This window comes from Streptomyces sp. CRN 30 (genome assembly GCF_034105845.1).
In genome coordinates this window covers 16,425-31,248 of sequence record NZ_JAVRHI010000390.1, presented here as the reverse complement: position 1 = coordinate 31,248, position 14,824 = coordinate 16,425, and the positions used below count along the sequence as shown (strand labels likewise).

Genomic DNA, 14,824 nt, shown 5'->3' with positions numbered 1-14,824 from the left:
GGCCGGCGGACACCGGCGGGGAAACGACATCGAGTTCGCGGGCGCCGGCCCGTCCCGAAAAGATCAGGCACATGGAATGCTTTGGCCATGACTTATCCGAGTGACGATGTCAGGGCGCGACTGAGGACCGACCGGCCGCACTCCGCCCGGGTGTGGAACTACCTGCTGGGCGGCAAGGACAACTACCCCGTCGACAGCCAGGCGGGCGACGTCATCCTGTCGACGTTCCCGGAGTTCGCCGCCGTGGCCCAGGTGCAACGCCGGTTCCTCGCGCGCGCCGTGCGCTTCCTGGCGGGGGAGGCCGGAATCCGCCAGTTCCTCGACATCGGCACCGGACTGCCCACCGCGGACAACACGCACGAGGTCGCCCAGCGCATCGCGCCGGAGAGCCGCGTCGTGTACGTCGACAACGACCCGCTCGTCCTCGTGCACGCCCAGGCCCTGCTCACCAGCAGCGCCGAGGGCGCCTGCGCCTACCTCGACGCCGATGTCAGGGACCCCGAACACATCCTCGCCGAGGCGGCGAAGACGCTGGACCTCACCCGCCCGGTCGCCCTGACCCTGCTGGGCATCCTCGGACAGGTCTCCGACGCCGAACGCCCCGGAGAACTGGTACGCACCCTGATGGCGGGGCTGCCCGCGGGCAGTTACCTGGCCCTGAGCGACGGCATCGACACCAATGTGGCGCTGAACACGGCGGTCGGGGCCTACAACGGCCAGTCGGCCAACACGTACCACCTGCGGTCGCCGGAGACGATCGCGTCCTTCTTCACCGGCCTGGAGCCGGTGGAACCGGGCGTGGTCTCCACGGTCACCTGGCGCCCGGACACCGGCCGCCCCCAGGAGGACACGGCCGAGGTCTCCGTCTGCGGCGTCGCCCGCAAGAACTGACGCGCCGAGACCGACAAGGACAGGTGAACGGTTCCATGACCGCCGACCGACAGGTGCCGGCTCTCCCCTTCCCCCTCGCTCCCTCCGAGGGCGCGGCCTGGGAGACGGACCCGGCAAGCGGTGCGCTGCGGGTCACCGCCCGCCCCCGCAGCGACATCTTCATCGACCCCGCCGACGGCACCACCGACGAGGCGCGCACGGTGCTCGACGCCGTGACGCTCCTCGGCCGGCCGCCCGCCGGGGACTTCCGGCTGAGCGCGCGCGTGCGCGTCGACTTCGCCGCGGCCTACGACGCCGGGGTGCTGCTGCTGTGGACCGACGAACGCCACTGGGCCAAGCTCTGCTTCGAACACTCCCCGCAGGGCGAGCCGATGGTCGTCTCCGTGGTCACCCGCGGTGTCTCCGACGACGCGAACGCCTTCGTCGTGGACGGTGACTCCGTATGGCTGCGCGTCTCGCGCGTCGGCCGTGCCTTCGCCTACCACGCCTCCACCGACGGCACCGACTGGCGGATGATCCGGTACTTCGCCCTCGACGACACCGGCGGCGCCCTGGTCGGGTTCGAGGCCCAGTCGCCGACCGGCGAGGGGTGCGCCGTCGCCTTCGACGACATCCGCTTCACCCGGGAGCGCCTCACGGATCTGAGGGACGGCTCCTGACCCACCGCCCACGGCCCCGCGCCGGCCGGGGAGCCGCTCGTCTCACCGGTCCGGCGCGGGTTCCGGCGACCGGCGCGCCGCGACGCCCGGTTCCGTCGGCCCGTGCGACCCGGGGTCCGGCCGCACGGCGCGGGTGAGGCCGGCGCGGGCCGCCTCCAGCTGCGCGGCGAAGGCGATGCCGAGGAAGAGCGCGACAGCCGTGAGGTTGGCCCACAGCAGCAGCGCGACGAACGCGGTCAGCGGCCCGTACACGGCACCGAAGGCGCCGCTCCTCTCCACGTACAGGGCCAGCAGCCAGGTGGCGGACACCCACAGCAGCAGGTGCACGGCCGAGCCGAACGCCAGCCAGGTGTACCCCGGTTGGACCCGCCGTGGCGACCACCGGAAGATCACCGCCGACGCCACCCAGGCCAGCGCCAGACCCACCGGCAGGTCCAGCGCGTCCCACCAGCGCGGCCCGTCGCCCCCGCCGCCGGAGAACTCCGTCACCGCGTCCCCCACGGCCTCGCCGGCCACCAGCACGACGAACCCCAGCACCAGCGGCAGCCCCGCGGCGAACGCGAGCACCGAAGCCCTCCCGTACTTGCGCAGCGGCGGGCGGTCCCGCTCGATGCCGTAGATGCGGTTGGCGCCGCGTTCGATCTGCCCCATGGCGGACGCGAGGTTCAGCACCGCCAGGCCGAGCCCCAGCCACAGGGCGAGCGCGCCCCGCACATCGCCGTCCGCGGTACGCCGCGTACTGTCGAAGACGTCGCTCACGACCTCCTCACTGGCACCCGGCACGATCCGGCTCAGCGTCAGCTCGATGACCCGGCCCACGCCCTCGGTGTGCACGGAGGTCGCCAGCCCGACCAGCACCACCAGGCACGGGACCAGCCCGAGCACCACCTGGAAGGCCAGCGCCCGCGCGTTGGTGAACCCGTCCGCGTACCGGAACCGCGCGAAGGAGTCGGCCAGCAGCCGCAGTCCGCCGTAACGGCGCAGCGCGGCGTACGCCTCGTCCCCGGACAGTTCCTCCCCGATCATGTCCCTGGTCTCCGGCACGTGCACAGCGGTCCCCATGGCGGGCACCCCCTCGCGGTCGAACGGCTGCTGCCCCCAACGGATGCCCAGCCGCCGCCCTTCCGTGCGGCGCCCGCCCCACCGGAACGGGAGTGACAGCGATCACCGACCCGCTTCACGCGCTGCCGCCCCCCGGGAGCGCGACTCGTTGTAAAGTGGCAAAATGCCCTTGACCTGCGCTTATGCGGGCAGGGAGCCTACCCGCAGGAGTGCACATGTTGCGTACCATGGTCAGGTCCAAGATCTAGCATTTGGGTGTTTTTGCAGGTCAGAGGCTCGATGGCCCCGCTGAGGTCAGCAAACGGTCAGCATCGGGCACGGGAGTGTCCCAGCTTGTTGACGGGTGGCAGCCATGACGGTTGACCTCGACAGGTCTCTGGCTCCCACCAGACCGCAGCCGGACCCACCGCGGCGGCCCTCCGCGTGACCTGCTGCGTCATGATCACCCGCGCCCGCGAGCGGGGCTGGTCCCGGGCCTGCAGGGCGGCCGGTTGCCGCGCTGCCTGGGGGCCTGCACGGGTAGGCGATGATGCGCCAAGCGCCCACTGGGTGAGATGTCCGAGGGAAGGGCGGGCGCCCGCCCGACGTACGTACGACAGGGGACCCCCGTATCCGCCGTGCCGCCGCCTCCGAGCAGCGATACTGGATGCATGGACGCGCCGATCACCGCCCCCCGCGCCGAGGTGCTGCGGGACCGCTACCGCAGCCGACTGCCCGAGCGCTTGCAGGAGCTGGCCGGCCCCATCGAGGGCAACGTGGACCTGCCGCTCCATATCGTCTGGTCCGGGCGGACGAGCTACAGCCTGGACCGTCCGAAGTCCCGCATGACGCTCTACCGGACCGTCCTCGCCGAAGGACTGCGCGAGGACCTGGTGACCCTCCTGCATCACCGACTGCTCGCCGAGCAGTGGCCCGTGCTGCGGCGCTTCATCAGTCCCTACATCCGCGAGGTCTGGGAGGACGCCTTCCCCGAGCTGCTCCGCACTCCCGCTCCGGCCGACACGACCGCCGAGTGAAGCTCACTCCGCTCCACGAGCGTCTCCTCGCCGACATCCTCGACCTCGGCTCCCCCTACCCTCTGGTCCTCACCGGCGGATACGCCGTGCAGGCCCACGGCCTGGTCGAACGCTTCAGTCGTGATCTCGACGTCGCCACCGAGAACCCCGCTCCGATGCAGGAGATCGTCGCCTCACTCACAGCAGGGCTCAGCACGCGCGGATGGCGGACCACGCACGTCCAGACAGATCCGCTTAGCGGCCGGTTCCTCGTCACCGATCCGGACACCGGCGAGGAGTGCGAGGTCGACGTTCTCAAGGAGGCGTTCTGGGCTCCGCCCGCCCAGACCCCCTACGGTCCCGTTCTTTCGCTGGACGATGTGATCGGCACCAAGGTCCGTGCCCTCGCCGACCGCGGCACCGTCCGCGACCTCATCGACATCCAGGCTGCCTCCCGCCACCGCTCCACCGCCGACCTCGAATCTCTGGGCCGCCGTCGCGCCCACGACGAGTTCAGCCTCGAAGACCTACGGGACCGGCTCATCGGCGCGGACTGGTACGAGGATGAGGACTACATCTCCTACGGGCTCACCTCCCGGCAGATCGAGGAGCTCAAGGCGTGGGCGCTGGAGTGGGCGGAGGATCTGGGCGCACGGATCCATGACGAGAACGCCTGAGAGGCGGTCATCGCGTCCATCTGCTCCACCGTCGGTGCAACGAGAGGATGCGGATTTGCCTGGCGGCCGAGTGATAGCTAGCAGTGGACTCACGGCGAAACCGGGGTGCGGTAACGGTCAAAGGCTTCCGGCTGGATCCGTTGACTACCAGCATCGATCTTGCACCCGCAGTCCAGCACGCCTCGTTGCCGATGCGCGGGCTGCGCGGAATCCGCTTGTCGTCCGACTCGGTCCACCGGACCGGTGCACATGCTCGGTCAGTCCTGTCCGCTGCGCATCGTGCTTGACGCCGTGAGCCTTGGCGTATTCCTACAGATTGTCGATCACGAGAAGGCGGCTGGACCACCTCCCGGGCCATACGGCGTACAACGCGGACTCACCGGCCACTGCCCGCTCGTACGCCGCTCGGTCACTGTTGAGGGTGACGCTGCCCTCCTTCGGGGTGGGTGAAGCAAGGCCATGCTCTGCATCGCCCGCGCCTACACCGTCACCGCGAGTCGAGGCCCACGCTCCTGGCCGTCATGTGGTTCGGTCGTTCGCCCAGAGGCCGTCCTGACGGACCTGTCGGCACATAGGTGCGTCAGCGAGACGAGCACGCGCAGGGTTCCTCGTTCTGCCCCGGCAGCAGTCGCAGGGCGAAGACGGAGCCGTCGGCGTGGACGGAGACCGGACCGCCCCAGTCCTTGTCGAAGGTGAGGCGGGGGCGGGCGTGGCGGCTCGCGTGGACGAGGGCGCGGTACTCCTCGATGTCGCCCCTGACGAGGAGTCGGAAGACCTCCTCGCCCACGCCGGAGAACGCCTCGACGCGGGGGCCGTTGAGGCGGAAGACGTGGTCGGTGCCGACGTACTCGTTGCCGAAGAGGGTGTGGGCGGCGTCCTGGATGCTCATGCTGGCCGCGTGTTCGAGACCGGTGTAGCGTTTGCGGCCCTGCCGGTCGGTCAGGTGGCGGGCGGTGGCGTGGCCGGAGCCGGTGAAGGCCATGAGGCCCGCTGCCGTGGTGTGGGCCAGGGACTCCTGGAACCAGGCGTAGTCCTTCGGCTGCACGTGGCAGCCCCGTACGGGTTCCGGTGCCACCAGGCCCTCGGCCGGCGGATGGATGTCCGGCATCACGTTCGCCTGGAACGGCGGGGCGTTCCGATTCGCTTCCCGGCCCTCTGCCGGTGACAGTCGACCGCCACTGCCCGGCGTCTGGAGGGCGTGGACGGTCATCGTGCCGCCGTCCGTCGGGAGTTGTGTGCTGAACAGCAGGCCGGGGGTCTCGTTCCACGTGCCGATGTGGACCGCTTCGGCGTGGGCCGAGGCGGAGGCCAGTTGCTCGGCGGAGGTGGCGGAGTCGCTGTGGTTGCCCTTGCAGGCGAGGGGGATGCCAAGGGACGGCTCGCCCGGCCGCCAGACCTCGGCGAAGTATTGGGGGCGATAGCGGTACTTCACCTTCTCGCCCTTGTCCCTGCTGGTGAGGGCCCAGCCCGCGCGTAACGCCGTGTCCGCGGGGACGATCGTCACCGAATGGTCGGGGAAACGACTGCGCAGCATGTGCTCGCTAAGCGTGAGCGCGAAGCCGATGCCGAGCTCGCTGGACTGCAGCGACTTGTAGTGGTCCGCGATGCGGTGGCCTTCGTCGGTGAGGCCGAGAAAGGAGTCACGACCGCCGGCCAGGGCCTGGGTGTACTTGAGTGCGCCCCAGTGCTCCGCCAGCCCCCGGCCCGCACCGCGCCACGACAGGGCAGTGGCCCGGGCGAGGGTGTGGAGTACGTCCCAGAGGGTCACTTCGAACTGCCGGGGCAGCTCGGTCGGCAGGATCGGGACGAGGGCGGGCTTCCGGCGGAGCGGCTCGCCCTCGTTCTCCTTCCGCTTCTCGTCGTCCGCCGTGATGGCGGCCTTCACCGCCCCGACGAGCGCGTCATCGGAGTGGATGGAGACGTTCGAGGACTGGGTAAGCTCCTGGAGCACTTCCTCGGTCGGCTTCAACATCTCTCCTTCACGGTGTGCGCTGGCGGTTCGCCATCGGCTGGACCGTACAGAAGGGACGAGCGGCGCACGCAAGTGCGCACGGGCGCGTGACTTGGACTTCGGCTTGGGCGGGCCGACGTCGGCGCCTTGGCCCGCCTCGCTCGCGAGTCCCGCGCTGCCGAGGGGCCTCCGGCGGGCGGCAGGCAGCGAGCCGACTTCCGGGGCGGTCGAGCGTCGACCGGTCGATGTCCAAAGGGAACCGTGTTCCACGAACAAAGATCTCCCACCGGAGGGGGTGTCGGGATGTAAGGCTTCCGCCACTGCTTCGCCTCGAACGCCCTCGGAAACGGCATCGATCCCCACCACCGACGTCGCGGAATGGATGGGCCACACGTCCATCGAGGAGACGTACTGCACCTACCGGCACCTGGTGCCGGGCAGCATCACCAAAGCCGTCCGGATCCTGGACGCCGCCCTCCGGGAAACAGCCTGGCCGGCGTTGGAGCAACGGAAGGCTTGCCGTCTGCTGGTGGCGCAGCAACTGCACCGCACTTGAACAGCGGAGAAGGTGGGTGTTGAGGTTCTCGAAATGCGATGGCCGCAAACCGTCCGGATCTTGGCGGTGGGGTGAAGCATGGCGGCACTGGGTTCATGAGCAGGCACCCGGAGGAGCCTGCTGGATCGCCAGCGAGGTTCCTTCTTCGTCCATCAGCGGCGCACTCGGGTGCAGCCGAAGCATTGAGCTCCTTCGGTGCCTACGCTCCCGGGCGGGGGGACCGCGGCGATGGCGTCATGCGGTTGGGCGGCAGCGGAGGATGCGAGTGCGGGAGCTGCTGGGGATGCCGGATGGCCGCCCTGCGCTCAGACTCGTCTGACGAGCTGCGCGCGGGACGGTGCGGTTCGGATGATCAGACTGCCTTCGGCTGGGAGTCGGCGAGGTCGTTCAGGACCGCGTTGACCACGGGCCAGCACATGTCCAGGGTGTCGCGGTCCGGGGCGTGAGCTTCCCGGATCTCGGCGCGCGGATGCACGAAGTTGCGGTACTTGCGCAACTCGTGGCAGAAGCGTTCGACATCGGCCCCGATCCAGCCGGCGTCGTGACAGGTCTTGATCAGGGTATCCAGGCTCACCCTGTCCGGGGATGTAGGGCCGAGTAGAGAGGCGTTGCGCTCGTGGACGACATGGACGAGGACGCCTTCGAGGAGGCTGCCGAGCATGATGATGGCGGCCACATGAGCACCGTTGGCGTAGCAGGTGTGGGCCTCGTCCAGGCGGTGTTGGAGGAGGCCGGCCATGTTCTTGTCCGTGATGAGGTCGGTCATGGTGGCTCTGAGTTCGACTGGTCCCTGGCTGCCCGGATGGGCGAGAGAGGGGTCGCAGGCGACGAGGCGGGGGCGGCCGCCGGGGTTCTCCAGGCGTACGCCCTCATGGATGAGGAAGGCGTTGACGGCGGAGATGACGGCGGGGAGCTGTTCGGGCTCGTCGAGGTACTCGCGTGGGTCGGCGAGCCGGAGAAGGACCCTCTCCAGCTCGGTGGGGTCCTCGCGGCGCTCGGTGAGCTGTGCGAGGGCCCACTCCCTGCGGTACTCGCCGTCGTACTCCGGCACGCGCTGCCAGCCGGCGTGTTTCAGGAACCGGGCGATCTCGTAGCCCTTGCGGTAGTAGAGGTGTTCGTCGCCGCAGATGACGCGGGCCAGTTCCTCCAGGGTGTTGGCGTCCAGGATGCCGAAAGGGGAGTGCGGGGTCATGCCGAGCCTTCCGTGATGTCTTCGAGTTCTTCGTCCTCGGCCGTTTGCAGGACAGCGAGGGGACCTGCTGCGTCGGTGGTGTCCGCGGCTTCCGCCGTGTCCTCGGTCAGGTCCTCGTCGGAGGAGAGGTCGAGCGGGGTCCACTGCACAGCGGAGGGCGCGGGGGACGGTGTGAGGGAGCGGGCGTCGTCGAAGGTGGCCGGATGGATGCCCAGCCGGTTCAGCTCCGCCCACAGTCCGGTCAGTGACTCGTCGGGGTCGAAGCGGAACTCGCTCTCTCGGATACGCCAGAACGTCCAGCCCACTCGCTGGAGTTCACGGTCGCGCCGTTGGTCGCGCCGGATCTGCTCGGGCGTGGAGTGGAATCGGTCGCCGTCGCACTCCACCGCCAGACGGCTGCGGGCACCCACCACTACGAGGTCGATGCGCCTGTTCCCGGCGGGGAACTGCGGGACGACGTGGTAGCCGTGTGCCTTCATGCGCAGGTAAACCTGCTGCTCGAAGAGGGACTCGAACGGATCCTGCGCGATGTCCGCCGAGACATCGCCGATCCGGTCGGCGGTCGCCAGAACGGCGGGCGGGTTCTCCATGTAAGCGAGGAGATTGAACCGGAGGTCTTCCTTTTTCAGACGGTCCGGCGGAATCGAGTAGAACAGCCACATCTGGTCCTGAGCCCGGGAAGCGGCGACGTTGTACGCCTGCCGTTCGCTGCGTGCACCGCCCGCGATCCGCGGCGGGTGCGTCGCCACCATCGACAACAGGATGACGTGTCGCTCGTCTCCCTGGAACGAGGCGGGATTGCCCACCCGAATCTGGTGGTGCTCGCGTACCGGCGCCGGAATCCTCTCGTTGATCAGCTGTTCCAGCAGCTTGACCTGCCCGACCGGGCCCTGCAGGGCAATGACGCCCATGGTCTTGTCCTGGTAGGCGGGATCCTCGACGAGCCGGGCCAGACAGTCGGCGACGGCCTCGGCTTCCTTCGGGTTGCGCAGGCGGCTGTCGCGGCCCTGGGTGACGGCTCCCTCGACAAAGTGCGTCACGAGCGGGTCGAGGCGCTCACCGCCGAACTGTCGAAGCGGCTGCAGCTTGTCGTTGTAGAAGGTTCGGGAGGACCAGCCGATGATCTCGGGCATGCAGCGGAAGTGCTCTTCCAGCCGGATCACCTTCGGGAAGAACGTGGACAGCAGCTGGTAGAGATTGGTGGCAGGGGTGTAGAGCTGGCGCAGCATCGGCGGCATGTCCGGTAGATGCGTGAGGAGCCGGTCCTGGATCGCCTGGAGCCGGCCCATCCCGCTGACCGGAGGCGCGCACTGCTTGTCGTCACCGACGACAATCACGCGGGGAGCGAGCCACAGCAGGAACAGCGCGTCCATGCCGGCCTGGCTGGCTTCATCGACGATGACGACGTCGAAGACGTCGCGCTTGGGCGACACCATTTCCGCCACCTGAGAGACAGGCATCACCCATGCGGGCACCGCTCCCTGCGCCGTCCGCATGGCGTCGTGCGCTGCGGCACGGTAGCGGCCCGCGTTGCGTCCCTTGCCCTTGCCGTACGAAGCCATGTGATTGCGGTATGCCTGCAGCGCCGAACGCTGCTCCTGCGTCATGCGCTCCAGGCAATGCAACCTGCCCCATGCGGCCGCGAGATCGCCGGTTAGTACTTCCAGACGGTGCTCGCACTCACCCAACTCGCCTTCCAGCTGACGCTCCCTCCCCGGCGTGCGTAGGCGCTTCACGAACGCGGAGGCCGTCGCCCAGGCCCATGCCTCGGCCAGGGAGTCCAGCCGCTCTTCCCAGGTCGGGTTGTCGGGGGCCTCCGTCAGCTGGTCCGCGAGCAGCGGGTGTGCCCGGCGCAGACTGTCCAGGAGCACAGCGCATCGTCGCTGGCGGTGCTCGCGCCGATGCGCCTCCCGCAGCGCGTCAAGTTCCTTGGAATAGCGCTCGGCGTCCTGTTCCCGGATGGCGTGTGCTGCGGCCAGTGCCTCGGGGGCGGGATGCGAACCCCTTGACGGTGTACGCAGCTGCTCCTCCCAAGCGGCCAGTCGGATCAGTGCCTCGTCCGCGGCCCGCCGATCCGACAGCGCCGCCAGTGCATCGGCGAAGTCCTGCCAGGCCATGCGTGAGGTGAGATCGATGTGCAGGCCGTGGCGGACGAGGACGTCGTCGATGCGCTCGCGGGCGGCACCGAAGGCATCGACTTGCCTCAGGCGCGTGTATGCCTCCGTCAAGGACGCCAGTCGGAGCTCCAAAGGACCGTCGGAGAGGGGGGCGCCTACCTGCGCCCACCGGTCCGCGATCGCGTCCACGATGGAGAGCGCTTGCAAGTGCGCGAGGACGGCGTCGAGTTCGCTCGTCGTACCGGGCGAATGACCGTCGACAGAGCAGACGTCGAGGAGGTCCTGGGCATCCTTCTGCGCCTTCGAGGCCAGGAGGCTGCCGCGCTTGCGCAGCCTGCCGCCTCCGGCGAGATGGGCTCGCAGGGCGGCGCCGGCGGTGCTGAACGTGTCGGCCTGCTGCCCTGTGAGCGTCTCGGGCAGGGCCACACGCCGTGTGACGACGGCTTCCAGCTGCTGTGACGCCCCGGTGAGCTGGTCGTTGAGGGCGTACACCTGGCGCCACAGGGTGAAGTTTTCGCGTGACAGACGGTGGGACAGGGCTTTCGTCGTCCACTTGTCGGCGTCCCAGTATCTGGCGTTTGACGGCAGGCCGAGGTGGTGCAGGGCCGTACGGCAGTCGCTCGCAAGTGAGGCCAGTTCGTCGGTGACGGAGGTGTCGAGTTGCGTGAGACTGTCGCGGATGCCGACCGACTCGAGGGACAGGCCATCGTCGGTAATGCGTCCTGTCTCAATAGCCTGACTCAGATCCTCGGGCGAGGGGAGGGTGTCAGGATCCGGCAAAGTACCTCCGGCCCGGGGTTCCGCGGCGCCCTCACGCAGCAGGCTCAGCAGTTCGGCTGCCTGAGCGGGTGACAGGGAAGGGAAGGGGGATGTCGGACCCCCCTCCGGAACCAGGCCGATCCAGGAGTGGCGCTCGGCATTGTCGCGGACGCGCTGCACGATGACGGCGAGAACACCGCCGTACCCTGGAGCGATCTACGGGTGCCGGTACACCTCTGCCTCCCGCAGCGAGATCACCTCCTCGGTGAGCGTGGCAATCCGTTCACGTACCTCCTCGCGCTGTCCCGCGAGTTGGCGGATCTCGTCCCGCAGCTGCTCCGGATCGCTGGCAGCGACCTGGTCAGTCAGGGCGTTGATCGTCCGCTCCAGTTCGTCCGCCCCGTCCTGGCGGGCGGAGCTGAGCAAGAGGACGCACAAGTCGCGTACGGCAGGGGGAAGTTTGTCCCGCAGGACGGTCAGGGCCTGGTCCCGGGCGCTGGTCACCAGGACCCTTTGCCCCTGGGCCAGCAAAGCCGAGATAAGGTTAGCGATGGTATGCGTCTTGCCGGTGCCTGGCGGACCCTGTACGACCACGCCGGTGTCGTGTTCCAGGCGCCGCAGCACACTGCGCTGGCGTTCATTGGTCTTGCCCGGGAAGAGCGGGTCGACCCCGAACAGGGGCGGGCTCTCTCGCCCGTCCCAATGCGCACGAGCCTCCGCGTCCAGGGGTAGCACCAGCTGTGCCAGCGCCAACGGCGCATGCGCCTCGGAAGCTACGCTGTCGGCGATCCGCTCATAGAAATTCAGCAGGGCGTTTCGGTCCCGGGGACGCAGCACCAACGCCGGGGCGTACGTGAGGCGTGCCCCCGGCTCCGGCTCGCGAGGAGGCTGCCACTCGGCGCTGAACGTCACAGGACGCTGCAGTACGCGTTCCTGCCACTGGGCCAGGTGCTCCAAGGTTTCCGAGCCGAGGAGATGCAGTGACTGGGGCGCGATCTCCTCGGCGAGCGCGGCCGACCGTTCGGGGATCCAGCCGTCGTCGGTGTCGAGAAACGCCTGGTCCTCCAGCCGTACCGCTCCTTCGACCGTTAGCCGGACAGTGAGCCGGGCGGTTTTGCGGTCCACCGAAGTCTCCACCCGGTGGGTGAGGATGTGACGATGAACTGCGTCACCGCGTGGGTCACTCCAAGTCAACAGACCTGTGACTAGAACAAGTTCGAGCTGGTCGTCCTGCTGGGTCAGTTTCTGGTGCCAGTGGTAGACCTGCTCGTACAGCTCCCGTAGGGCCCGCTCGGCGCGTTCCCGCTCGGCCCAGCGTCGCCACCGCGCCAACCACGGTCCGTAGGCCCGCAACACTTCAGCCGCGTCTTCGCGGCGAACGCTGCGGTCGTCGGCCTCCTCCCGCCATTGGCGACCGTCCTCCGCCCGCACCAACTCCTGCCCCGGTCCCTCGCTCGCGAGTGGCGGATCCTCACCGTCCGCGTCCCGGCACAGTTCAGGGGACACCCACCCGTCCAGCACTTCCGGCAGCGGCGGCGGGGCGGCCTGGGGCACGTGGTCGAGGGTGAGCAGGACGCCGTCGGGCCGGTCGACAGGGCGCCGTATAGAGGCTGGCAAACTGGCGAGCCACACACGCTCCCGCGAACGCCGGTCGTCCCGTAGACGCTGGTGGCTGCTTTGGACGACCTCTCGCAAGAAGCCGATCAGCCCAGTGGTCTGCCCGATGACATCAGGGCTGTTCGCGGCGTACCGTGGCACCTTTACCTGTCTCCCCTCAGCTGGTGACGAACGTTCCAGAATCGGGTGACCGGGGAGGCCTGACAACACGGTCCGGGAGAATGGCGTGATCCACACGCTGTTAGGCTGGATTGACGCACTGTAATTGGACGGCGGGGGGGGCGCTTCTGAGGGGCCCGCGCAGAGCGTGGGGCCGTTGCGTAGCGATTCAGGTCCTTGCGCGCGTTGTCGTCCGAGCACGCGTTGTGGAGAGCTGAGCTTGCAGGGGGAGCCGCCCAGTGCCCGGCGGCACTGCGCGGCCAATGTCGGTGGCAACGTCTTGAGTCCGGCACATGTCTGCTTCGTCAACTGAGCTCAAGGCTGAGGAGCCCCTGGCGCCGGTGTACCCCTTCAATGCGTCAGGGGAGCCGATCACCCTCTACGACGGACCCATTGGACCGGCCGGGCTGAGGTGCCCGGGGTTGTCCAGTACGACTGCTCCGCTTGCTGGTCCATCTGCAGCGCGGGCCATACACGGCCGGGTACCTGCCCGGCGGCACCGAGGGTGAGCACTGCCTCCCACGGTACGTCCGACCACCGCTCGCCGTGGTCGGACGCGATCCCGTGGAAGACGGTGCGCAGGCGGGCGAGCGACCGTTCGACGTCATCGGCGCCGAGTAGATGGGCCTGGCACGCGATGCGTGCGGCACGCAGCACCCAGCGCGGCGCGTCGGCGGTTGAGAGGAGAGTGAAGCCGTCCGTGACGAGCAGCCGCACCACCGTCATGTCTCGCACTAGAACGCTGGCGAACCGATCAGACGGGCTGCAGGCGCTGGTCGCGCCGAGGGGCTTTCGAGTAGGTGCGTCTTCGACGAGCCACAACAGCCGAGTTCCCGTGGAAGACCAGGCAGGAGTCTGCTCACCGAAGTGAAGCGATGTTCTTCACAATCTTCGACTCAGGCGCGTGCCGGTTGTAGGGTGATAAGGCCCTTGACCTGCAGAAAGCTGGCAGGGAGCCGTCTTCCAGGAGTCCAAAGTGCTGCGTACCATGTTCAAGTCCAAGATCCACCGTGCCACCGTCACCCAGGCCGACCTGCACTACGTCGGCTCCGTCACCGTCGACGCCGACCTGCTGGACGCCGCCGATCTGCTCCCCGGTGAGCTGGTGCACATCGTGGACATCACCAATGGCGCCCGGCTGGAGACCTACGTCATCGAGGGCGAGCGCGGCTCCGGTGTCATCGGGATCAACGGCGCCGCCGCCCACCTCGTCCACCCCGGCGATCTCGTGATCATCATGAGTTACGCTCAGGTCACCGACGCCGAGGCGCGGTCGCTGCGGCCGCGTGTCGTGCACGTGGACGCCGACAACCGCGTCGTCGCGCTCGGCGCCGACCCCTCCGAGCCGGTACCCGGCTCGGACCAGGAGCGCAGCCCGCAGGCCGTGCCGGCCTGACGAGCCGTGTCGGCCTGACGAACCGTGTCGGTCTGACGACGAGAACAAGGAGCGTGCGTGCCGTGAGCGACATCGAGATCCGTGACGACCGGGCGGCGGGACGCCTGGAGGCGGTGGCCGGCGACGAGGTGGTCGGCCGGATCGAGTACTTCGTGCTCGACGCCCCGGCGACCGCCTTCGTGCCCGTGCACACCATCGTCGAACCCGCCCACGAGGGGCAGGGCATCGCGGGCTCGCTGGCCCGCGAGCTGTACGCCACCGCGGAGCGCGAGGGCGTCACCGTCGCCCCCCTGTGCCCGTACGTCGTCAAGTGGGCCGAGCGGCACCCCGACGAGGCCCCGGCGGCCGACCCGGCGCTGCTGCGCGCGGCGAAGGACTGGCTGAAGGCCCACCCCGGCCGCTTCTGACCGGGCCGCAGGCGGTTTCCGGCGGACCCGGCCGGGTCGAGCGGTGTGGCAGACCCGGCCGGGTCCCTTCCGCACCAACGAAAGGGACCCGGCCGGGTCCCTTTCGTTGGTGCGGGGGAGTGAGTGACGGAGCGGTCCCCGGGTAGGCGGGGGATCAGTCCAGAGCCGACGCAGACCTACTGGCCGGAGGACACCCGCCATGACCAACCCGTTCCCGGATCCCGTTCCGCCGGGGCCCACGCCGGGCCCGGCCCCCGACCCGGTGCCGCCCGGCCCCGGCCCCGGCCCGCAGCCGACACCCCAGCCGCCGGGGCCGGGCCCGCAGCCCACTCCACAGCCGCCGGGACCAGGGCCGCAGCCCGGCTCCCCGGAGCCCTCGCCGTCAC

General features: G+C 69.2%; 13 protein-coding genes. 7 read left to right on the top strand and 6 right to left on the bottom strand.

Features of this window, described 5'->3' with window-relative positions; genetic code table 11:
• Positions 1-87: 87 nt before the first annotated feature.
• Together UW392_RS42140 and UW392_RS42135 are read left to right on the top strand one after the other, a co-directional pair.
• Positions 88-891, top strand: coding sequence for an SAM-dependent methyltransferase (locus tag UW392_RS42140; RefSeq protein WP_320780577.1), 804 nt, complete (start codon positions 88-90; stop codon positions 889-891).
• A 35-nt stretch (positions 892-926) separates the two neighbouring features.
• Positions 927-1,550 carry a DUF1349 domain-containing protein gene (locus UW392_RS42135; protein WP_320780576.1) on the top strand — a complete coding sequence of 208 codons (624 nt, stop codon included), beginning with the start codon at positions 927-929 and terminating at the stop codon, positions 1,548-1,550.
• 42 nt (positions 1,551-1,592) lie between these two features.
• Here the strand turns inward: UW392_RS42135 and UW392_RS42130 are convergent, their stop codons facing one another.
• Positions 1,593-2,612, bottom strand: coding sequence for a YihY/virulence factor BrkB family protein (locus UW392_RS42130; protein ID WP_320780575.1), 1,020 nt, complete (start codon positions 2,610-2,612; stop codon positions 1,593-1,595).
• A gap of 650 nt (positions 2,613-3,262) precedes the next feature.
• Here UW392_RS42130 and UW392_RS42125 point away from each other — a divergent pair.
• Both UW392_RS42125 and UW392_RS42120 read left to right on the top strand, forming a co-directional pair.
• Complete coding sequence (locus tag UW392_RS42125) at positions 3,263-3,628, top strand: hypothetical protein (RefSeq protein WP_320780574.1); 366 nt, start codon at positions 3,263-3,265, stop codon at positions 3,626-3,628.
• On the top strand, positions 3,625-4,284 hold the full coding sequence (locus UW392_RS42120; RefSeq protein WP_320780573.1) for a nucleotidyl transferase AbiEii/AbiGii toxin family protein: 660 nt from the start codon (positions 3,625-3,627) through the stop codon (positions 4,282-4,284). Before UW392_RS42125 ends, UW392_RS42120 begins: the two co-directional genes overlap by 4 nt.
• 580 nt (positions 4,285-4,864) lie before the next feature.
• Here the strand turns inward: UW392_RS42120 and UW392_RS42115 are convergent.
• Positions 4,865-6,256, bottom strand: a complete 1,392-nt coding sequence (locus UW392_RS42115) for a hypothetical protein (protein WP_320780572.1) — start codon at positions 6,254-6,256, stop codon at positions 4,865-4,867.
• A 361-nt stretch (positions 6,257-6,617) separates the two neighbouring features.
• Between UW392_RS42115 and UW392_RS42110 the strand changes: the two genes are divergently transcribed.
• Positions 6,618-6,791 carry a hypothetical protein gene (locus tag UW392_RS42110; protein ID WP_320780571.1) on the top strand — a complete coding sequence of 58 codons (174 nt, stop codon included), beginning with the start codon at positions 6,618-6,620 and terminating at the stop codon, positions 6,789-6,791.
• Between the two features lie 352 nt (positions 6,792-7,143).
• On the opposite strand, the gene UW392_RS42105 is transcribed toward UW392_RS42110, so the two are convergent.
• From UW392_RS42105 to UW392_RS42090, 4 genes are all read right to left on the bottom strand, one after another.
• Positions 7,144-7,983, bottom strand: coding sequence for a hypothetical protein (locus UW392_RS42105; protein WP_320780570.1), 840 nt, complete (start codon positions 7,981-7,983; stop codon positions 7,144-7,146).
• Positions 7,980-11,039: an AAA domain-containing protein gene (locus UW392_RS42100; RefSeq protein WP_320780569.1), complete on the bottom strand. Its 3,060-nt coding sequence runs from the start codon at positions 11,037-11,039 to the stop codon at positions 7,980-7,982. Before UW392_RS42100 ends, UW392_RS42105 begins: the two co-directional genes overlap by 4 nt.
• A gap of 36 nt (positions 11,040-11,075) precedes the next feature.
• Entirely contained in the window at positions 11,076-12,413 is a 1,338-nt protein-coding gene (locus UW392_RS42095) for an AAA domain-containing protein (RefSeq protein WP_320780568.1), read from the bottom strand.
• Positions 12,414-13,007: 594 nt separating this feature from the next.
• Positions 13,008-13,361 (bottom strand): hypothetical protein, encoded by a 354-nt coding sequence (locus UW392_RS42090; protein ID WP_320780567.1) that lies wholly within the window; start codon positions 13,359-13,361, stop codon positions 13,008-13,010.
• A 250-nt stretch (positions 13,362-13,611) separates the two neighbouring features.
• On the opposite strand from UW392_RS42090, the gene panD reads away from it, so the two are divergent.
• Both panD and UW392_RS42080 read left to right on the top strand, forming a co-directional pair.
• Positions 13,612-14,031, top strand: a complete 420-nt coding sequence (gene panD / locus UW392_RS42085; RefSeq protein ID WP_320780566.1) for an aspartate 1-decarboxylase — start codon at positions 13,612-13,614, stop codon at positions 14,029-14,031.
• A 62-nt stretch (positions 14,032-14,093) separates the two neighbouring features.
• Complete coding sequence (locus tag UW392_RS42080; protein WP_320780565.1) at positions 14,094-14,438, top strand: GNAT family N-acetyltransferase; 345 nt, start codon at positions 14,094-14,096, stop codon at positions 14,436-14,438.
• Positions 14,439-14,824: the final 386 nt, after the last annotated feature.

Bases quoted from the DNA above. Each gene is read 5' to 3' on its own strand.
- UW392_RS42140 (WP_320780577.1), top strand. From the start codon at position 88: ATGACTTATCCGAGTGACGATGTCAGGGCGCGACTGAGGACCGACCGG.
- UW392_RS42135 (WP_320780576.1), top strand. From the start codon at position 927: ATGACCGCCGACCGACAGGTGCCGGCTCTCCCCTTCCCCCTCGCTCCC.
- UW392_RS42125 (WP_320780574.1), top strand. From the start codon at position 3,263: ATGGACGCGCCGATCACCGCCCCCCGCGCCGAGGTGCTGCGGGACCGC.
- UW392_RS42110 (WP_320780571.1), top strand. From the start codon at position 6,618: ATGGGCCACACGTCCATCGAGGAGACGTACTGCACCTACCGGCACCTG.
- UW392_RS42090 (WP_320780567.1), bottom strand. From the start codon at position 13,361: ATGACGGTGGTGCGGCTGCTCGTCACGGACGGCTTCACTCTCCTCTCA.
- UW392_RS42105 (WP_320780570.1), bottom strand. From the start codon at position 7,983: ATGACCCCGCACTCCCCTTTCGGCATCCTGGACGCCAACACCCTGGAG.
- UW392_RS42130 (WP_320780575.1), bottom strand. From the start codon at position 2,612: ATGGGGACCGCTGTGCACGTGCCGGAGACCAGGGACATGATCGGGGAG.
- UW392_RS42115 (WP_320780572.1), bottom strand. From the start codon at position 6,256: ATGTTGAAGCCGACCGAGGAAGTGCTCCAGGAGCTTACCCAGTCCTCG.